Here is an 18,543-nt window from a genome sequence, read left to right as displayed (position 1 = left end):
TCTGAGAGGGTCTTTCCCATGTCTTTTTCGCGTATTGGCAGGTTTAGCCTGCTGAGCTTGTGTTTCTGTGTCTTGGCGACGGGCGCTTACGCCCAGGATTCCGGCCGTCCGGTCACGGTCCCCGCTCACAGCGAGCAGGCCCCAGCTGCTGGTGATGACCTCGCCGCCATTGCCAAGGAGACCACCAACCCGGTCGGCTCCGCCTGGATGCTGTGGATGCAGAACGACTACACCCATCTCGATGGTGATGACTTCGATGGTCGCTGGTCGAACTCCTTCAAGTTCCAGCCCGTCATGTCCTTCCCGTTCGAGCTGGCCGAGGATAACTGGAACCTGGTGGTGCGCCCCGTCTTCCAGTACAACTCCTCGCCCATGGACGAGAGCTTCGGGACCTTGGCTCGTGGTGGCAGTCCGCTGGACATCGACCCAGATGAATGGAGTCGCAATGCCCCCCATCGGGGCAGGACGGAGGGGCTCGGTGACACGGCGCTGGTCACCTTGGCCGGCCCGGCTCGCAGCGATGGCGTGATCTGGGGGCTGGGGATGACGCAGATTTTCCCGACCGCAGAGCACGATGTACTGGGGCAAGGGAAATTCCAGGCCGGTCCTGCGGCGCTGATTGCTCGCCTGGCGCCGAATCCTGGTGGCTGGAACATGGGCCTGCTGGCCCAGCATTGGTGGTCCTATGCCGGTGAAGATGATCGGGAGCACACCAGCCAGACCGACCTTCAGTACTTTCTCAACTATCGACTCAGTGGCACCGAATTGGTGGGCATGACCCCCAACGTGCGGATCAACTGGGAAGCGGACAGTGGAGAGAAGGTCAATTTCCCGATTGGCCTGGGGTACTCCAACGTGATCCGCATGGGCAATACGCCGGTTCGCCTGGCCGCCGAGATTCAGCGCAGCGTGATTCGCGGTGACGAGTGGGACGCCGACTGGAATCTGCGCTTCATGTTCATCCCGGTGGTCAAGAACCCCTTCCTGTAAGGACGTTGTCGCCTGCCATGAAACGACAGAAGGGCTCCGCCATGGCGGAGCCCTTCTTGGTTTGCTCTGACGCTAAGCTTGTCGGCGTGATCGCCGGCGAGGTTGCGATCAGGCCAGCGTCAGAGGCTCGGTGCGCGCCTCAAGCCAAGCCAGCGCCGGGCCATCGAGCAGAGGTGCCAGCCGGCGGCGGACCTCGGCATGATAGGCGTTGAGCCAGTCGAGCTCGGCCTGGTCAAGCATCAGCGGAGCCAGGCAGCGGCTATCAATGGGACACAGGGTCAGCGTCTCGAACTCCAGGAAGTGACCGAACTCACTCGCGGGAGCGGGGCGGTTGGCTACCAGGTTCTCGATCCGCACGCCCCACTGGCCAGGCCGATATACGCCAGGCTCGTTGGACGTGATCATGCCCGCACGCATGGCGGTATGCTCGGCGACGGACGCGCCGGAACTGATCACCTGAGGGCCCTCATGCACATTGAGGAAGTAGCCTACTCCATGGCCGGTGCCGTGACCGTAGTCACGCCCGGTGGCCCACAGCGGCGCCCGCGCCAGGGCGTCTAGCCGCGAGGCGGCGATACCCTCTGGAAAACGCGCTCGGGACAGCGCAATCATGCCCTTGAGCACCAGGGTGCAGTCTTCGCGCTGCGCCCGTGACACCTCGCCCACCGGTACCATGCGGGTGATGTCGGTCGTGCCGCCACGGTACTGGCCGCCGGAGTCGATCAGCAGTAGCCCGTCACCCTCTATCGTCGAGTAGGCCTCGGCGGTGGCGCGGTAGTGGGGCAGGGCACCGTTGGCATTGAAGGCGGCAATGGTGTTGAAGCTTTCGCAGACGAAGTCAGCGTGCTGGGCACGCTGTTCGCGCAGACGGGTTTCCACATCGAGCTCGCTGACCGGTTCCTGGCGGGACAGGCATTCCTCCAGCCAGGCAAAGAAACGGCACAGGGCTGCCCCATCTGCTTCCATGGTCTGGCGCACGAACGCCAGTTCATGATCCGTCTTGATGCCCTTGGCCAGGGTGCTGGGCTGAAACGCCTCGACCACGTTCATCTCCGCCGGCAACGCCTGACGGGTGCCGAGGGTCACGCGAGCCGGATCGATCAGTGCCGTCTCGTCCCGGGGCAGAGCCGCCAGGCGCGCTGCCCAGTCAGCATAGTCGGCGACCTCGATACCGTCTTCGGCGAGCGCCTGAGTCTGTTCGACGTCCAGCTTGCCGGGTGCGACAAACAGGGTGGCTGTCGCCCGGCCAACCAGCAGGTGGGCCAGAAACACGGGGTTGAAGCCCACGTCCGAGCCACGCAGGGTGGTCAGCCAGGCGATGTCGTCGAGGGTCGAGATCAAGTGCCAGTCGGCGGCGTGGTCGGCCATGGCCTCGCGCAGATGGGTCAGCCGTTCACCACGTGTCTGATCGAGATAGCGCGGGTCGTGGGGTTCGATGGGCTCCAGCGGCAGGCGTGGACGGTCGGCCCAGATCTCGTCGAGCAGGTCCTTGTCGCCACGCAGGTTCACTCCCTGCTGGCCAAGCAGTTCGTCCAGCTGGCGGCCGTGTGCCAGCGATACCACCTGGGCGTCATAGCCGAGCGTGTCGCCCGCGGCGAGCCGCTCACTGAGCCACTGCATCGGCGCGGCAGCCTGCCCCTGGGTCAGCTTCTGCATGGCAATGCCGCTGCCAGCGAGCTGGGCCTCGGCCTGCACAAAGTAGCGGCTATCGACCCACAGCCCCGCCTCGTCCTGGGTCACCACCAGGGTGCCGACAGAGCCATCGAAGCCGGAAAGCCACTCGCGCCCGGCCCAATGCTCGGGCAGGTATTCGCTGTTATGGGGATCGCTGGAGGGTAACCACCAGGCGTCTACCTGATGGCGACGCATCGCGTCACGCAGTTCGCTGAGACGTTGGCGAGCGGTCTCGGCGCTGGTTGAGGACATGCTCAGACTCCTGTTTTGACGATAGCTTCAGCGTCCGCGCGATGAGCGGACGCCGGATCGATGAGGCGGTGGTGCTTCAGCATGCGCTTGAACACGGGTACGAGCAACAGCAGCACGGCGGCGAAGATGACGAGGGCGATGGCCGAGCGTCCGAACAGCTCGGGTAGCTGCTGGATTTCTTCAGCATTGACGTGGCCGCCGATCAGTCCTGCCACCAGGTTGCCCAGCGCCACACCGGTGAACCACAGCCCCATCAGCTGGCCTTGGGTGCGTTGGGGAGAGAGCCCTGACATGGTCGACAGCCCCACCGGTGACAGGCACAGCTCGCCCAGGGTCAACAGCAGCATGCTGCTGACGATCCACAGGGGAGAGACCAGCCCAGGTCCACTGAGTACCTGCTGTGCAGCCAGCACCATCAGGCCAAAGCCCATGGCTGCCAGCAGCAATCCCAGGACGAACTTCATGGGGCTGCCGGGTTCAAGGTGACGGCGGCCGAGGGCCGGCCACAGCCAGCCGAACACCGGGCCCAGCAGCACGATGAAGACCGGGTTGAGGGACTGGAACCATAGGGTGGGGATGTCCCAGCCCAGCACATTGCGGTCGGTGTAGTTAGCGGCGAACAGGTTGTAAGAGGTGGGCTGCTGCTCGAAGGCCGCCCAGAAGAAGGCCGCGGCCACGATCAGCACGAAGCAGATGGTCACACGGATGCGCTCGTCACGGTTAAGGCCGGAGAACAGCATCAGGTATGCAAAGAACCCTACCGCAGCCACGATCAGGACGCTGGTCATGGCTTCTGCCACGGCGCGGGCATCGATGCTGATCACCCCAGTGGCGACCAGCGCGACCAGGGCGGCAAGGGCGGCCAGACACAGGCTGACGATGGCGCCCACATGCCGGCGTCGCTGGGCAGGAGCGTCCCAGGTGGAGGCCCGGCCACGCTCGGCATCGGCACGTTGCATGGCGGGCACCGCCCACAGGCGAAACAGCAGCAGGGCAATCAGCATGCCGACGCCCCCCATGGCAAAGCCCCAATGCCAGCCCATGGAGTCCATCAGCAGTCCGGTGAACAGCGGGGCAAACAGGCTGCCGATGTTGATGCCCATGTAGAAGATGGCAAAGCCTCCATCCCGGCGCACATCGCTCTCGTCATAGAGGCTGCCGACCATCACCGAGATGCAGGTCTTGAACAGGCCGGTCCCCAGCACGATGAAGATCAGCCCGACAAAGAAGGCAACCGCGCCGAACAGGGCGGACAGGGCGATGGACAGGTGGCCGAAGGCGATCAGGATGGAGCCGTACCAGACGGCACGGCGCTGGCCGAGCCAGTTGTCCGCCAGCCAGCCGCCGGGCAGCGCGGCAAGATAGATGGCGCCACCATAGATGCCCACGATGGCGGCGGCGGTCTTGGCGTCGAAGCCTAGACCGCCGTCAAACAGGGAGGCGGCGATGAACAGTACCAGCATCGGCCGGATGCCGTAGAACGAAAATCGCTCCCACATCTCGGTGAAAAACAGCGGGCCAAGGGCGCGTGGATGCCCAAAGAACCCCTTGTCGGCGTGGGAGCCGGGTGAGTGGGTGGATTGCATGAGACCAGACCTTTTCGGGGTGGGAAGGCGTGCTTACGCCTCTACTTCAAGCGCCTCGAGTCGAGAGGGCATTCGGGAAGATTGCGAGCAATGGACACAATAATGTGCCGATAGTCGTAAGAAATTGCTGTAGATCAGCATAAAGGCAGCGAATTTTAGGGAAATCGTCCCTCGAGGGAAATACCCCAGGCGGTCTGACTGGCGGCGTACCCCCTGTCATCTCAGCGAAAAGGCGTATGTCCAACATGCGGGGTCAGCCACTATATTGTCGAAATGTCGATGTTTCTCGGCAGAGCCCCTTCGCTGAACGGACAGGATGAGCGTCATGGAAGCACCCGTGCAGGACAGTACGCGATTGTCAGGGAGCCTGGCTGGCATCAGGGTCATCGACCTGACACGCGTGATCTCCGGCCCTTTTGCCAGCCAGATGCTGGGGGATCACGGGGCAGAGGTGATCAAGGTGGAAACACCGGGCGAAGGTGATGTGGTGCGCCAGCAGGGCAACATGGTCAACGGCTTCAGCGCCTACTTTGCCCAGTTCAACCGCAACAAGCGCTCCATGACCCTCAACCTGCGCACCGCTGAGGGGCGTCAGGTGCTTGACCGCCTGCTCGCGGATGCCGATGTCCTGGTGGAGAACTTCCGACCAGGGGTGCTGGCGAAGATGGGGCTTGATGATGACACCCTGAGGACACGTTTTCCTCGGCTGGTGGTCGGCCGTATCAATGGATTTGGTTCCACCGGACCCTACCGTGACCGGCCCGCCTATGACTTTGTGGCCCAGGCCATGAGTGGCTTCATGGGCGTCAATGGTGCCGAGGGCGGCGAGCCAATGCGAGCGGCGCCCCCCATCAGTGACATGGTCGCCAGTCTCAACTTGGCCTTCGGTGTCAGCGCCGCACTGGTAAGGCGTGAGCGAACCGGGCAAGGGGAGATTCTGGAAACGGCGCTGACCAATGGCCTGGTGGCAATGCTGGGGTATCTGGCGGCGGAGTTCTTTGCCACGGGCAAGGTCCCGACGCGGACCGGCAATGATCACCCGATGCTCTACCCCTACGGACTGTTCGAGGCTGCCGATGGCGAGGTGGCCATCGCCCCCAGCAGTGAAGTGATGGTGCGCAGGCTGCTGGAAGCCCTGGGACAGCATGCGCTGCTCGAGCAGCCCCGCTTTGCCGACAACCGCCAGCGCATGGCCAATCGCGACGCCCTTCGCGAGATACTCAATGAAGTCACGCGACAGCGCAGCGTGGCGGAGTGGATTGATCATCTCAATGCTGCAGGAGTGCCCTGCGGTCGCGTTCAAGATCTTCGCGAGACCTTCTCCGACCCTCAGATTCTGGATCAGCAGATGCGCCTGGAGCTGGATCAGGGCGAGGCGGGAACGATCGCAACGACCGGCTTCCCGATCAAGATGCGTGAGGCTCCGGCCGCGCTGCAGCGCCCGGCCCCTAAACTGGGCGAGCATACTGCCGAGGTGCTGGCGGAGCTGGGTTTTGACGCAACACAGTGCGAAGACCTGCGCCGTCGTGGCGTTGTCTAGCCTGGCCACGGAGTCGCCATGATCGGGGCCGTCGGCATGATCGGGGCCGTCGGCAGGCGAGCGCGAAAAGGAAAGGCGCTATAGGAAAAACGCGCAAGAACACGCGCAAGTCAACACGCTGCCGTGTAGAAGATGCCGATCCGCTCGGTAGCGGTCATCCGCAACAGCTGTCCAGGTGATGGGAGGACAGCAGCGACCCAGGTACCTGTCGCTTCACCGCAAGCAACGCTGACACCGGTGGCGGTGGCCACCACAACACGACATACCCCAATAATCAACAAATGCTGCAAGGAGCCCTGCTCATGCCATTCTCGCTCAAGCCTCGTATTGGACTGCCGCTGCTCGCGCTGGGTCTTGGTCTGTCCTCGACCGTCAACGCCGTGCCCATCGATGAGTGCATTGCCCCGGCAGACCCCGGCGGTGGCTGGGACTTTACCTGTCGTAGTGTCGGCAAGTTGCTGACCGACCTCGAACTGACGGACGGCACGGTACAAGTCACCAACATGCCGGGCGGTGTCGGTGCCGTGGCCTTCTCGAATGTGGCGGCCAAGCGCGCCGATGACAGTGATTTGATGGTGGCGACCAGCACGGTGGGCATGACTCAGATTGCCCAGGGCCGCTATCCCGGCGGTGCCGAGACCATGCGCTGGCTGGCGATGCTGGGTACCGATGTCGGGGTCATCCTGGTCGATGACGAAAGCGAATACGAAAGCCTCGAACAACTGCTCGAGGCCATCGTGGCGGACCCCTCTTCTGTGGCGGTAGCCGGCTCCAGCGGTGCGGGTGGATGGGACCACATCCGGGCCTTGATGCTGGCCAAGGCAGCGGGGCTGCCTGGGGACCAGGTAGGCGCCCTGCGTTGGGTGCAGTTCGATGGTGGCGGTCCCGCCGTGACCCAGATGATGGGCAACCATGTGGATGTGGTGTCGACAGACCTGGGCGAAGTGGCAGGTTTCATCGAATCGGGTGACGTGCGTGTGCTGGGGGTGCTGTCAGAAGATCCGCTGCCGGCGCCCTTCGACCAGCTGCCCACCGCCGTCAGCCAGGGTTACGACGTGACCGGCTATAACTGGCGCGGTTTCTACACCGGTGGCGACGTCTCCGACGACGACTATGCCAGCATGGTAGAGGACCTCGAAACCCTGTACGCCAGCGACCAATGGAAAGAGGTCGCTGCCCAGAATGGCCTGGTTCCGCTGTGGCGCGGTGGCGATGAGTTCTCCTCCTTCGTGGTCGAGTCCATCGAGCGGGTCGAGGCGATCTCTCGGGAGATCGGGGTTATTCAATGAGTCACACCGATGACCTCGAGCTGAATCATGATCGCCGGCCGGCACCGGTCGGTGATCGTATCGCGGGGGCGGTGTTGCTGCTGCTGGCGCTGGGCGCCTGGTGGCATTCGCACAGCTTCGTCACTGGCTTCATGCAGCCGGTAGGGCCGGGGGCTTTCCCCCGGCTGGTCAGTCTGCCGCTAGGCCTATTGTCGGCGTATCTGCTGTTTCGGCCGGGCTTTAACGAGCGCTGGCCGGACCGTGCTGGGCTTGCACGTCAGCTGGCAGTGTTGCTGTTGCTGGCTGCCTATGCGGGCGTGCTGGAAGCGCTGGGCTTCCTGCCTGCCACGCTGGTCGGTGCCGTCCTGCTGACGCGGCTGTTTGGTGCCCGTTGGCAGCAGGCCATGGTGGCCGGGACCGGACTGGCGGTGGGGCTCTATGTGCTGTTCGAGTTTGGCCTCGGCATGCCGTTGCCGAACGTACCCTGGTGGGGAGCTGCCTGACATGGATACCTTAGCGTTTCTTGCCCAGGGCTTCGCGGTCGCGACTCAGCCGGAATTTCTGCTGCTGGCGCTGATCGGTTGTGCGGTGGGCACCCTGATCGGCGCCTTGCCGGGACTCGGGCCGGTCAACGGGGTGGCCCTGATGATCCCGTTGGCGTTCAACTTCGGACTGGAGCCCACGGCGGCCCTGATCCTGTTGGTCAGCGTCTACTACGGCTGCATGTATGGGGGGCGTATCAGCTCCATCGTGCTCAATATTCCCGGTGACGAGCCGGCCATGATGACGACCCTCGACGGCTATCCCATGGCGCTGAAAGGCCGCGGTGGTGAGGCCCTGGGGCTGTCGGCGGTGGCGTCCTTCGTAGGGGCAACCATCGCCACCATCGGCTTGACTCTGTTCGCCCCGCTGCTGGTCGATCTGGCCATCAAGTTTGGGCCAGCGGAATACTTCGCGCTGTTCCTGCTGGCGTTTGCCACCATCGGCGGCGTGACCAGCGGTAGCTTCACCAAGAGTTTCATTGCTGCGTGCCTGGGGCTGTTGCTGGGCACCGTGGGCATCGATCCGGTGTCCAGCGTCGCCAGATATACCTTTGGTACCTTCGAACTGTATGACGGCATCGATTTCATCGTAGCGCTGGTCGGCCTGTTTGCGATCTCCGAGTGTCTGGTGTTTCTGGAAAAACGCCACGATGCCGACAAGCCTCACGTCCAGCTGGGTTCCGCTTGGCCGGGCATGACGTCGTCGCTGTCCTGCAAGGGCAGCATTGGACGCGGCTCGCTGATCGGCTTCGTGTCGGGGGTGTTGCCCGGAGCCGGTGCCTCCTTGGGTAGCTTTCTCTCCTATATGCTGGAAAAGCGCTGGCTGGGGGCGAAAGGCGATTTCGGCAACGGCGACCCTCGCGGCGTCGCCGCACCGGAAGCCGGCAACAATGCCGCTGCCGGTGGTGCGTTGATTCCGATGCTGTCGCTGGGGATTCCTGGAAGCGGCACCACGGCGATTCTGCTGGCGCTGCTGCTGTCGATGAACATCACCCCGGGGCCGCTGCTGTTCGCGCAGCAGCCGGAGATGGTATGGGGGCTGGTGGCGGCGCTGTTTATCGGCAACATCATGCTGCTGATCCTCAATGTGCCGCTGGTCGGACTGTTTGCTCGTGTGCTGCAGGCGCCCAGCTGGCTTCTGATGCCGATGGTGGTGCTGATCGCCTTCGTGGGCGTCTATTCGCTCAACAATAGTCCCTTCGATCTGTACATGATGCTGGCGTTCGGGGTGCTCGGCTATGTCCTGCGCAAGCTGGAGATACCGACCGTGCCGGTGGTGCTGGGCTTGCTGCTGGGCGGTCAGATGGAGTTCAACCTGCGGCGTGCCATGTCGATCAGCGGTGGCGACTGGAGCATCCTGGTGAACAGCGGGATTTCCATCGGCATCTATGTCTTCGCGGTGACGTTGATCATCGCCGGGGCTGTCTACGCCATGTTACTCCGGCGCCGCCTCAAGTAAGCCAGGAAGGCGCCAGGGCTGATGAGCGGCGGTATGCCCTGGGAAATTGGCTGAGCTCTCGGTGAGCGTGGCCTTGATGAGGGTGCTGGTGTCAGAATGGCGGTTCACAAGGAGGGAGCCGCCATGAAAACCATGAACTGGGAACGCCTGCTGGATCCGGTCCGATTGCACGATCCACGTGGCAGCACCCACGATGAAGTGGGGCGCAGTCCCTTTCACAAGGACCATGACCGGATTGTCTTTGCGGGTTCCTTCCGTCGCCTGGGGCGCAAGACCCAGGTGCACCCGTTGACCGACAACGATCATATTCACACCCGCCTGACGCATTCGCTGGAGGTTGGCTGTGTAGGCCGCTCGCTGGGCATGAGCGTGGGCGAGCTGCTGCGTGATCGCCTGCCTGCATGGATCACCCCAGCGGATCTCGGCGTCATCATCCAGGCGGCGTGCCTGGGCCATGACATCGGCAACCCGCCCTTCGGTCATGCCGGCGAGTATGCCATCCGTGACTGGTTCAAGTGTGCCGAGAACAATGGCAGCGGCTTGCTCGACGGGCTGACGCCGCTGGAGCGTGAAGACCTGCTGACCTACGAAGGCAATGCTCAGGGCTTTCGTATCGTGACCCAGATCGAATACAACCAGTTTCGTGGTGGCATGCGCCTTACCGCGGCGACCCTGGGCACGCTGTTGAAGTACCCATGGACAGTGACCCACGGTGGCCAGGCCGGCAAGTTCGGCTGCTATCAGAGCGAGCTTCCCGCGCTGGCACAGGTGGCGGAGCACCTGGGCCTGATCCCCCAGGGCGAGCATCGCTGGTGCCGTCATCCTCTGGCCTGGCTGGTAGAGGCGGCAGACGACATCTGCTACGCCTTGCTGGATCTCGAGGACGGGGTGGAGATGGACATCCTGGACTTTGACGAGGTGGCGGAAATTCTCACCCAGATTGCCGGGGGAGAGCCAGCGGACTATGCCGAGATGTGTCGCAATGGCGTGTCTCAGCGACGCCGTATCGCGGCGCTGCGGGGGGCGGCCATGGAGCGGGCCGTCACCGATGTTGGCAAGGTCTTCGTCGAACACGAGCAGGAACTGCTGTCAGGCACGCTGCAGCAAGACCTGTTGGAGCTGTGCCACCCGGACCTTGACTGGGGGGTGAAGCTGGCCAAGCAGCTGGCGCGCAAGCGGATTTTCCAGAACACGCGCAAGGCCAAGCTGGAAATCGGCGCCTACACGACGTTGGGCATCCTGCTGGAGGCCTTTATCGGTGCGGCGCATGAGCTGCATCACACCGGGCATTCGAGCTTCAAGCATCAGCGGGTACTGGCGTTGATCGGCGAGAATACGCCGCTGCCGTCCTGGTCCTTGTATGACAGCTACCGTCGTATGCTGGACTTTATCGGCGGCATGACCGATCACTACGCGGTAGACCTGGCCCAGGAGATGGGCGGCAAGCTGCGCGGGGATTAGGCAGACTTGCGGAGCGGCTTGCTGTCGGTGCAGGGCACCGCGGCGTTGACGCAAGCGCAGGTAGCGTGGGCCACTGGAAGTATCGGCACGGTGGCGCCACGCGGTTTTCTCGTATACTGAGGGGGAAAAACATAACAAGGGATTGATTTGTGAAAACGCAGACGCCCCCCCAGAGCGATCATGGCTTTGACGTGATCGACAAACCGACCTTCTTCGGTTCGCTGTTTCTTCTTCTTGCCGTCACTGTGCCCCTGGTGATCTTCCCTGAGCAGGGCGCCACCTGGGTGTTGGCAGCCAAGAACTTCATCACCAATGAACTTGGCGTGCTCTATCTGGCGCTCGGGCTGGGCGCGAGCGGCTTCATGCTGTTTATCGTGTTCAGCGATATTGGGCAGATCAAGCTCGGGGACCCTGAAGAACAACCCGAGTTCTCGACGGTATCCTGGGCAGCGATGCTGTTCTGTGCAGGGATCGGAGCCTCGATCCTGTACTGGTCGATGATCGAGTGGATCTACTACTACCAGGCGCCACCGTTTCACGCCGAGCCTCTGTCGCCAGATGCCGCTCGGTGGGCGGCGGCCTACGGCATTTTTCACTGGGGCCCGGTGGCGTGGTCAATCTATCTGATTCCGGCCATCCCGATCGCCTACTTCTACTATGTGCGTAATCACAGCGTGCTCAAGATCAGCGAGGCCCTGATGCCCGTGCTGGGTGAGAGTCGCGCCCATCGCTGGCCAGGCAAACTGATCGATGTGCTGTTCGTGTTTGGCATGCTCGGCGGCGGGGCCACCACGCTGGGCTTGGCGGCCCCGCTGATCAATGAAGGGCTGTATGAGCTGTTTGGTGTGCCCAAGACCCTGGCCGCGCGAATCTTCGTGCTGATGCTGTGCACCGCGATCTTTGGCTACAGCGCCTTTGTGGGGCTCAAGAAGGGGATCAAGGTGCTCTCCGACATCAACTTCTGGTTGGCCACCGGGCTGCTGGTCTTCGTTTTCGTCGTGGGGCCCACCGAGTTCATGGCCAGCACCGGATTGGACGCCTTGGGGCGGGTTCTCAGCAACCTGGTGCACATGGGCACCTGGACCGAGCCCTTTGCGCGATTCGAGAATTTCCAGTCCACTCACTTCCCCCAGGACTGGACCATCTTCTACTGGGCCTGGTGGCTGGTGTTTGCGCCCAGCGTGGGGCTGTTCATTGCGCGCATCTCGCGTGGGCGGACCATTCGCTCCATGGTAGCGGGATCGATCTTCTTCGGCTCCCTCGGCTGTGCCCTGTTCTTTATCGTGCTGGGCAACTACGGCCTCTACCTGCACCTGTCCGGCACCCTGGACCTGGTCACTATCCTCAACGAAGAGAGCGCCACGGCGGCCATCTTTGCCACCCTGTCGACCCTGCCGCTGAGCTATCTGGTGATTTTCGCCTTCACCTTGCTGGCCCTGATCTTCACGGCCACCACCTTCGACTCCATTTCCTACATCCTGGCAGCAGTGGTGCAGAAGGAGGTCGATGAAGAGCCGATGCGATGGAACCGACTGTTCTGGGCCTTCGCGCTGTCGTTCATGCCCGCGGTACTGATGTTCATCGGAGGCCTGGAGACCCTGCAGACAGCATCCGTCGTGGGTGGGGTGCCGTTGCTGCTGGTGGCGCTGCTGCTGTGTATCTCGACGGTGCGAGCGGCGCACTACGACCTGCGCTATCAGCCTGACTATACCGACAAGGAAATCTATATCGAGGAGTTCCCGGAGGATGACCCCTGGACCGAGGAAGGCACCTGGGAGCTTCCGGAAGGTGAACATCATGGCGTCAGCCATGATGATCGTCCCCATGTGGAGGGTGACCCCGGCAGTCATCCTTCTCGCCTGTAGTGGACGCGGCGCGGCGGCCCTTGTTGCGAGGGTCGTCGTCAGGCTGCCTGCGGCAGTGAGGGGGCGCCCAGATGCTCGAGAATGGCGGTTGGGACGGTGGTTTCAGGCGCGTCGATGCCCTGATTTCCGAACAGTCGGTTGAATTCGAGTACCATGGGGCGCCCCTCGACCATGGCAATGTCGAAGCCCGCGTGGTCGATGCCCAGCCGTGACGACAGGCGCTTTACCAGCGCTAGCGCCGCATCGGGCACTGGGTCGTGGCGGATTTCTCCACCTTGCGCCACATTGGTGCGAAAGTCATCCAGCGGACTCTGGCGCCAGTAGGCGGCCAGAATACGCTTCCCTACCACCACGATACGCAGGTCCCGGTCGATCGGCAGATAGCGTTGGGCGTAGAGCAGGTTCTCACTGGACAGATAGTCGATCAGCGCTTGCCGAGAGCGAATCAGACACACACCCTGCCCCATGGCACTGCGCACCCGCTTGGCCACAAAGGGGTAGCCAAAGCGTGCCTCCACGTCGTGTATCGCCTGGGAATTGACGCCCAGGATGGCAGTGTCTGGCGTCGCTTCCGGACAGCAGGCGCGGAAGGCGCGCGTCTGCTCTATCTTGTCATGGCCCAGGTGATAGGTTGCCAGGCTAGGGAAGACTCGTTGGCCAAGGCCATAGGCCAGGGCGTTGATCTGCCAGTACTCGGGGAACAGCAGGGCGTCAGCTTCCGCCAATTCCTGGCGGTGCTCGTCCATGTGGTCAGGCTTGATATAGCGCGCCTGCGAGATCCCCAGGCTCCGTAACGGATCAAAGGTGATCAGCTTCATGAAACAGTTATCCAGAAAGACAACAGAGTGGAAATATCGAGGGCGCGCACCTTGCCAACTGTGGCGCGCCTTTGCAAGTCGCCTGCGGGGAGCTCGGATGACCTACGCGACGGTGGTGGCCGACAAGCCAGGTCAGCGTTGGGCGCTGTCCCTGGCCATGGCGCTGGCCTTGGCCCTGGCAATGTTGGGGAGCACGGTCGAGGCCCACGACGCGGAGGAGCAGCGCGCAGCGCTGCTGGATCTGGAGCAACCGCATTTTGACCATTATGTCCTGGCCTTGACCTGGCATCCCGGCTTTTGCGGCAGCCGTCGTCAGCCGCCGCGGGAATGTCGTGACCCCGCGTTGCTGGCGGGTACCGATGAGGGCTTTGTCTTGCACGGGCTATGGCCGTCTCGCCCAGATCGCTGGATCGCCCAGGGATTGAGTACGCAGGAATGGCAGCGGCAAGGGTGTTTCATCGAGCGTCCGAGACCGGCGGGAGACTTCTGTCAGGCGGGCCCCGCGATTTCACTGTCCGACAGTGCCCTGGAGCAGGAGCTGACGGCCGCCATGCCTGGTAGTGCCAGCTGTCTGGATCGCTACGAATACGCCAAGCACGGGGCCTGCATGGGGATGACGGATGACCAGTACTTTGATGGCTCGCTGGCCCTGGTGGAGATCGTCAACGGCAGTGCGCTGGGAGCATTCGTGCGAGCACAGCGAGGACGTACCGTGGCACGCCGCGATCTGATCGCTGCCTTCGAGGAAAGCTTTGGTCGGGGGAGCGGCCGTGCACTGGCGCTGGTGTGTGGTGGGCCAGGCAATCGCCTGCTGACGGAAATACGCGTCGGCATCGAAGCCGAGCACGTCGACGACTTCCCTGCCCGGCACAGCCTCGCGTCGGTGGCCTTCGGGCGCTGTCCGACCCGCATCGAGCTGCGCCGCAACAGCTAGCGTTGCTCCGGTTAGACAGAGGGGCCCTCCAGATGGCTCAGCTCTCGCGTCAGGGCACGTTTCTGGAGGACATCGATCACCCGGTCGTGGAGGACGGGGTCCATGGCCGTGTTAGCGGGGCGGGCGTCGGTCAGATGGGCTGCCAGGCCTTCGCCGCTGACGACCTGGAGGTCATCTGCGCTCACTTCACGCTCGATCTTCCAGCCTGGCAGCGCCAGGATCCCCTGTACCGGCACGGGCTGTCCCAGCTCACGGCACAGCCAGGATGCCACCCAGCGCGTGGCTTGCCGAGCCTTGCGCTGCGGACGGCGCTCTAGCCAGCCGGGAAAGCGCAGGCGCTCGTGCTCTACCACGACGGTATCCTGAACGTCGCCCGATGGACTGATACCCGGCGTACGTGCGCGCGTCTCGACCACGAAGACGCCGTAGGGAGTGATCGCGATATGGTCGATCAGAAAGGTGTCGGCCGGCACATCATGGAAGACGAAAAAGGGGTGAGCTTCAGGCCGGATAAGGCGTTCCAGCTCCTGCCCGACCGCCAGTTCACACGCCAGACCGAGCTTGATCCGGCGAATGCGTTGATAGTCACGCATCAAACGGAAACTGAATACGATGGCAAGCAGGGTGCACAGCACGCCGTAGAAGGCCCATTCCAGCCAGTTCTGGTGGCGTGAAAACAGCATGCGGCCCATGCCGTAGACGAGCGGAGTCAGCACCAGCACCGGCCCCAGGGCCGCATTCAAGAATAGACTGGCGAAGGCTCTGTCGAGGCGATCGCGCAGCAGCTGCCCTGGCTCTCGCAGGGGGTGTGCATCAAACGGGGAATGCACGCGCGGATCGTGCAAGCTGCGCAGTGCCACCACCACCGTCGCGGCGGCCGCCAGTGGAAACAGAAAGAACAGTGGCAGCAGGTAATCCAGCCAGGCCATCGGCACTCCTTGCCCGTAGCAGAATGTTGTCCATTGTAGACAATGAAGGGGCATCCGGGCCATGCGACCCTTGGACATGTAAACTGGTGGCGCCGGATAGCCAGGCAGATCCGGCCTTTGTTGTCTCTGATGAGGAGCCATCATGCCGGACGCTATCCGCCCGACATTGCTGCCAGCAGCTTTATCACCCAGCGCCCTGGTCGACTTCTGTCACCGTCATCGGCGCATTGCCGTGCTCAGTGGTGCGGGTATCAGCACGCCCAGCGGGATCCCCGACTATCGCGATGCCAAGGGGGACTGGAAACGCTCCCCGCCGATCGATCATCGTGACTTCATGGCCCACCATGGTGCAAGGCAGCGGTACTGGGCGCGGGCGCTGATCGGTTTTCGCGTGCTCAACGACGCCAAGCCTAACCTCGCCCATCGTGCCCTGGCCGAACTGGAGCGGCTCGGCAAGGTGTCCGGCATCATCACCCAGAACGTCGATGGCCTGCATCAGCGCAGTGGCTCCCGGCGTGTGATCGACCTGCATGGCCGCGCCGATCAGGTAGTCTGCATGCAGTGTGGTGCCCGCCAGATGCGGCATGCACTGCATACTGAGCTGGCGCGCCGTAACCCTGACTGGACCTTCGACCACTCCGGGATCGCGGCCGCCCCTGACGGAGATGCGGATCTGGAAGCCGACTTTTCACGCTTCGATGTGCCTGCCTGTGGGCGCTGCGGTGACGGTATCTGGAAGCCAGACGTCGTGTTCTTCGGTGACAATGTGCCTGCGGCTGTTGTGGCTGACGCCCGTGCCCTGCTCGATGACAGCGACGCCTTGCTGGTGGTGGGGTCGTCGCTGATGGTGTTTTCTGGTTTTCGCTTCGTGCGCGAGAGCGTCAAGGCCGGAAAGCCCGTCGCCTGCATCAACCTGGGCAAGACCCGTGCCGATGACCTGTTTACCCTGAAGCTTGATGGGGCCGTCGATCAGGTATTGCCGGCATTGGCAAGCCAGCTGGGTTCTGGCTAGCCGCGGTCTGGTTTTCAGGGCTGTGGTCACCAGGGCTCAGGCTATCAGGGCTTAGGCTATCAGGGCTGTCGCCAGCAGCGTGGTGCATCGTCAGAGGGGCGCCCAGGCTGCCACCTCTTTCTGCCTCTGCTCGCGGCTACCTCTCGCCGCGCGCCAGGGGCCCTTAGCCACCGGCCAGCTTGACCTTGAAGCCTTTTTTCTCGAGGGCTTCCTTCAGCACCTGACGATGATCGCCCTGGATCTCGATGATGCCATCCTTCAGGGCGCCCCCGGTACCGCAGCGCTTCTTCAGCTCCTTGGCCAGTGCCTTCAGTTCCTTTTCGGCCAGTGGCACACCGCTGATGGTGGTGACGCCCTTGCCCTTGCGACCGCTGGTTTCCCGGCGGATGCGCACGATCCCGTCCAGCTCTTCAAGGCGTGCCTGGTCAGCGATCTCATCACAGCGGCAAGCCTCCTTGGGCGCTCGACACTGGGGACAGATATCACCGTGCTCGGTGGAATAGACGAGCGATCCAAGTTGGTCCTTGAGCGATGGCATATGGACTCCTAGCGCGGCAGTGTCACAAACAGGTTGTCGATCAAGCGTGTGGCGCCGAGCCGAGCGGCCACCAGCAGAACGGCCTCGCGGGTATCGGCAGCCACGTGACCCAGATCACGACGGCGTAGCTCCAGATAGTCGGGCCTGAAGCCCAGTGACTCAAGGCGAGTCTTGCCGTGTTGCAGGGTGCGAGCGACGTCTTCGCCCTGCTGCAGCGCCTGTTTCAGCTGCACCAGAGTGCCCTGCAGCTCAGCCGCGGTGGCGTGCTCGGCAGCGCTGAGATAACCATTTCGCGAAGACATCGCGAGGCCCGACGCCTCGCGTACGGTGGGGACGGCGACAATCTCGATGGGCAGGTGGAGATCGCTAACCATGCGCTGGATCACCGCGAGCTGCTGATAATCCTTCTCGCCGAAGCAGGCGACATCGGGCTGGACGATGTGAAACAGCATGCTGACCACGGTCGATACGCCGTCGAAGTGCCCGGGGCGGGAACCTCCGCACAGACCTTCGCTGACCCCGGGTACGCGAACCAGCGTCTGGCCTTCGAGTCCCTCGGGATACATGATCGCCGGCGTCGGGGTGAACACCATATCGCAGCCCGCCGCTTCCAGCTTGGCCAGATCGGCTTCCATGGTGCGCGGGTAGTTGTCCAGGTCCTCACTCGGGCCGAACTGCAGCGGGTTGACGAAGATCGAGGCGACGACCAGGTCACAGCGCTCTCGCGCTGCCTCGACCAGGGCCAGGTGGCCTTGATGCAGGTTGCCCATGGTCGGTACCAGGCCGATTCTGGCACCGGCCAAGCGATGAGGTCGCAGCGCCTCGCGCAGGTCCGCGATGGCGGGGTGGACGTGCATGCTACTCTCCTAGAAACAGTGCTCTGCAGCGGGGAATTCGCGGCTGAGCACCGCTTCGTGGTAGCGCCGGAAGGCACCCTCGATATCTTCAGCCTCGGCCAGGAAGTTCTTGACGAAGCGCGGCGTGCGCCCGTGAGTGACCCCGAGGATATCGTGCATCACCAGGATCTGGCCGTCGGTGTCTGGGCCCGCGCCTATACCGATAACCGGGACCTCCAGGGCCTCGCTGACCGCGCGGCCCAGGCTGGCTGGCACGCATTCGAGCAGAATGACGGAAGCGCCGGCGTCGACCAACAGACGCGCGTCTTCCAGAATACGGGTGGCGGCTTCTGCTTCGCGGCCTTGAACCTTGTACCCGCCCAGTTGGTGCACGGTTTGCGGAGTGAGGCCGAGATGGGCGCATACCGGCACGCCACGTCGGGTCAGCTCGCGGATATCGTCCGCCATCCAACCCTCGCCCTCGACCTTGACCAGCTCTGCACCGGCGCGCATCAGCGCGGCGGCATTGTCGAGCAGGCGCTCGCGGCTCGGATTGCCCATGAACGGTAGGTCGACCATCAGCAGGCTGTCACCCTTGCCGCGTGCGACGCAGCGAGTGTGGTAGAGGATGTCGTCCATGGTGACGGGCAGGGTACTGTCGTGTCCCTGCAGTACCATGCCCAGGGAATCCCCGACCAGCAGCACGTCGATACCGGCGCGGCCGGCGCTGGCGGCGAAGGACGCATCGTAGGCGGTCAGGCAGCTGAAGGGTTCACCGGCGCGCTTGCGAGCCTTCAGCGAGCTCAGGGTGACAGAAGTCATGGCGTGTTCTCGTGTTG

16 protein-coding genes are annotated in these 18,543 nt (G+C 63.2%); 9 read left to right on the top strand and 7 right to left on the bottom strand.

Annotated elements, in window-relative coordinates; translation table 11 throughout:
• The first annotated feature begins 18 nt into the window (after window positions 1–18).
• On the top strand, window positions 19–990 hold the full coding sequence (locus KUV86_RS05380; RefSeq protein WP_222483949.1) for a hypothetical protein: 972 nt from the start codon (window positions 19–21) through the stop codon (window positions 988–990).
• A 108-nt stretch (window positions 991–1,098) separates the two neighbouring features.
• On the opposite strand, the gene KUV86_RS05375 is transcribed toward KUV86_RS05380, so the two are convergent.
• Both KUV86_RS05375 and KUV86_RS05370 read right to left on the bottom strand, forming a co-directional pair.
• Window positions 1,099–2,916 (bottom strand): aminopeptidase P family protein, encoded by a 1,818-nt coding sequence (locus KUV86_RS05375; RefSeq protein WP_222483943.1) that lies wholly within the window; start codon window positions 2,914–2,916, stop codon window positions 1,099–1,101.
• A gap of 2 nt (window positions 2,917–2,918) precedes the next feature.
• The gene (locus KUV86_RS05370) at window positions 2,919–4,502 is read right to left on the bottom strand and encodes a peptide MFS transporter (protein WP_222483942.1); all 1,584 of its coding nucleotides are present in this window, start codon (window positions 4,500–4,502) and stop codon (window positions 2,919–2,921) included.
• Between the two features lie 325 nt (window positions 4,503–4,827).
• Between KUV86_RS05370 and KUV86_RS05365 the strand changes: the two genes are divergently transcribed.
• The 6 genes from KUV86_RS05365 (at window position 4,828) to KUV86_RS05340 (ending at window position 12,637) form a co-directional block, all read left to right on the top strand.
• Complete coding sequence (locus KUV86_RS05365) at window positions 4,828–6,042, top strand: CaiB/BaiF CoA transferase family protein (RefSeq protein WP_222483941.1); 1,215 nt, start codon at window positions 4,828–4,830, stop codon at window positions 6,040–6,042.
• Between the two features lie 302 nt (window positions 6,043–6,344).
• On the top strand, window positions 6,345–7,331 hold the full coding sequence (locus tag KUV86_RS05360; RefSeq protein WP_206943879.1) for a Bug family tripartite tricarboxylate transporter substrate binding protein: 987 nt from the start codon (window positions 6,345–6,347) through the stop codon (window positions 7,329–7,331).
• Window positions 7,328–7,813, top strand: a complete 486-nt coding sequence (locus KUV86_RS05355) for a tripartite tricarboxylate transporter TctB family protein (RefSeq protein WP_222483940.1) — start codon at window positions 7,328–7,330, stop codon at window positions 7,811–7,813. Before KUV86_RS05360 ends, KUV86_RS05355 begins: the two co-directional genes overlap by 4 nt.
• Before the next feature lies 1 nt (window position 7,814).
• Window positions 7,815–9,311, top strand: a complete 1,497-nt coding sequence (locus KUV86_RS05350; protein WP_206943883.1) for a tripartite tricarboxylate transporter permease — start codon at window positions 7,815–7,817, stop codon at window positions 9,309–9,311.
• Between the two features lie 123 nt (window positions 9,312–9,434).
• A complete protein-coding gene (locus KUV86_RS05345; protein ID WP_222238945.1) occupies window positions 9,435–10,772 on the top strand; it encodes a deoxyguanosinetriphosphate triphosphohydrolase in 1,338 nt (445 codons plus the stop codon).
• 149 nt (window positions 10,773–10,921) lie between these two features.
• Window positions 10,922–12,637, top strand: a complete 1,716-nt coding sequence (locus KUV86_RS05340) for a BCCT family transporter (RefSeq protein ID WP_222483939.1) — start codon at window positions 10,922–10,924, stop codon at window positions 12,635–12,637.
• Window positions 12,638–12,675: 38 nt separating this feature from the next.
• Here KUV86_RS05340 and KUV86_RS05335 read toward each other — a convergent pair whose 3' ends face one another.
• Window positions 12,676–13,455 carry a RimK family alpha-L-glutamate ligase gene (locus tag KUV86_RS05335; RefSeq protein WP_206943889.1) on the bottom strand — a complete coding sequence of 260 codons (780 nt, stop codon included), beginning with the start codon at window positions 13,453–13,455 and terminating at the stop codon, window positions 12,676–12,678.
• 97 nt (window positions 13,456–13,552) lie between these two features.
• Between KUV86_RS05335 and KUV86_RS05330 the strand changes: the two genes are divergently transcribed.
• The gene (locus KUV86_RS05330) at window positions 13,553–14,389 is read left to right on the top strand and encodes a ribonuclease T2 family protein (RefSeq protein WP_222483938.1); all 837 of its coding nucleotides are present in this window, start codon (window positions 13,553–13,555) and stop codon (window positions 14,387–14,389) included.
• A gap of 11 nt (window positions 14,390–14,400) precedes the next feature.
• On the opposite strand, the gene KUV86_RS05325 is transcribed toward KUV86_RS05330, so the two are convergent.
• Window positions 14,401–15,318, bottom strand: a complete 918-nt coding sequence (locus KUV86_RS05325; RefSeq protein WP_222483937.1) for a nuclease-related domain-containing protein — start codon at window positions 15,316–15,318, stop codon at window positions 14,401–14,403.
• 142 nt (window positions 15,319–15,460) lie between these two features.
• On the opposite strand from KUV86_RS05325, the gene KUV86_RS05320 reads away from it, so the two are divergent.
• Window positions 15,461–16,330 carry an NAD-dependent protein deacetylase gene (locus tag KUV86_RS05320; protein WP_222162477.1) on the top strand — a complete coding sequence of 290 codons (870 nt, stop codon included), beginning with the start codon at window positions 15,461–15,463 and terminating at the stop codon, window positions 16,328–16,330.
• A gap of 163 nt (window positions 16,331–16,493) precedes the next feature.
• Here the strand turns inward: KUV86_RS05320 and KUV86_RS05315 are convergent, their stop codons facing one another.
• From KUV86_RS05315 to panB, 3 genes are read right to left on the bottom strand one after another with little or no spacing between them, the layout of a single operon-like run.
• Entirely contained in the window at window positions 16,494–16,868 is a 375-nt protein-coding gene (locus KUV86_RS05315) for a translation initiation factor Sui1 (protein ID WP_222238941.1), read from the bottom strand.
• 8 nt (window positions 16,869–16,876) lie between these two features.
• Window positions 16,877–17,725: a pantoate--beta-alanine ligase gene (panC, locus tag KUV86_RS05310; RefSeq protein ID WP_206943898.1), complete on the bottom strand. Its 849-nt coding sequence runs from the start codon at window positions 17,723–17,725 to the stop codon at window positions 16,877–16,879.
• Window positions 17,726–17,734: 9 nt separating this feature from the next.
• Entirely contained in the window at window positions 17,735–18,526 is a 792-nt protein-coding gene (gene panB / locus KUV86_RS05305) for a 3-methyl-2-oxobutanoate hydroxymethyltransferase (protein ID WP_206943900.1), read from the bottom strand.
• Between the last annotated feature and the right edge of the window lie 17 nt (window positions 18,527–18,543).

Source organism: Halomonas sp. DP8Y7-3, from assembly GCF_019801675.1.
GTDB lineage: Bacteria > Pseudomonadota > Gammaproteobacteria > Pseudomonadales > Halomonadaceae > Halomonas > Halomonas litopenaei_A.
Note: the sequence above shows the minus strand (reverse complement) of the source record. Positions and strands in the feature narration are given on the sequence as shown.

Bases quoted from the DNA above. Each gene is read 5' to 3' on its own strand.
- KUV86_RS05315 (WP_222238941.1), bottom strand. From the start codon at position 16,868: ATGCCATCGCTCAAGGACCAACTTGGATCGCTCGTCTATTCCACCGAG.
- KUV86_RS05380 (WP_222483949.1), top strand. From the start codon at position 19: ATGTCTTTTTCGCGTATTGGCAGGTTTAGCCTGCTGAGCTTGTGTTTC.
- KUV86_RS05320 (WP_222162477.1), top strand. From the start codon at position 15,461: ATGCCGGACGCTATCCGCCCGACATTGCTGCCAGCAGCTTTATCACCC.
- KUV86_RS05345 (WP_222238945.1), top strand. From the start codon at position 9,435: ATGAAAACCATGAACTGGGAACGCCTGCTGGATCCGGTCCGATTGCAC.
- panB (WP_206943900.1), bottom strand. From the start codon at position 18,526: ATGACTTCTGTCACCCTGAGCTCGCTGAAGGCTCGCAAGCGCGCCGGT.
- KUV86_RS05360 (WP_206943879.1), top strand. From the start codon at position 6,345: ATGCCATTCTCGCTCAAGCCTCGTATTGGACTGCCGCTGCTCGCGCTG.
- KUV86_RS05335 (WP_206943889.1), bottom strand. From the start codon at position 13,455: ATGAAGCTGATCACCTTTGATCCGTTACGGAGCCTGGGGATCTCGCAG.
- KUV86_RS05330 (WP_222483938.1), top strand. From the start codon at position 13,553: ATGACCTACGCGACGGTGGTGGCCGACAAGCCAGGTCAGCGTTGGGCG.
- KUV86_RS05370 (WP_222483942.1), bottom strand. From the start codon at position 4,502: ATGCAATCCACCCACTCACCCGGCTCCCACGCCGACAAGGGGTTCTTT.
- KUV86_RS05350 (WP_206943883.1), top strand. From the start codon at position 7,815: ATGGATACCTTAGCGTTTCTTGCCCAGGGCTTCGCGGTCGCGACTCAG.
- KUV86_RS05365 (WP_222483941.1), top strand. From the start codon at position 4,828: ATGGAAGCACCCGTGCAGGACAGTACGCGATTGTCAGGGAGCCTGGCT.
- KUV86_RS05355 (WP_222483940.1), top strand. From the start codon at position 7,328: ATGAGTCACACCGATGACCTCGAGCTGAATCATGATCGCCGGCCGGCA.
- panC (WP_206943898.1), bottom strand. From the start codon at position 17,725: ATGCACGTCCACCCCGCCATCGCGGACCTGCGCGAGGCGCTGCGACCT.
- KUV86_RS05375 (WP_222483943.1), bottom strand. From the start codon at position 2,916: ATGTCCTCAACCAGCGCCGAGACCGCTCGCCAACGTCTCAGCGAACTG.
- KUV86_RS05325 (WP_222483937.1), bottom strand. From the start codon at position 15,318: ATGGCCTGGCTGGATTACCTGCTGCCACTGTTCTTTCTGTTTCCACTG.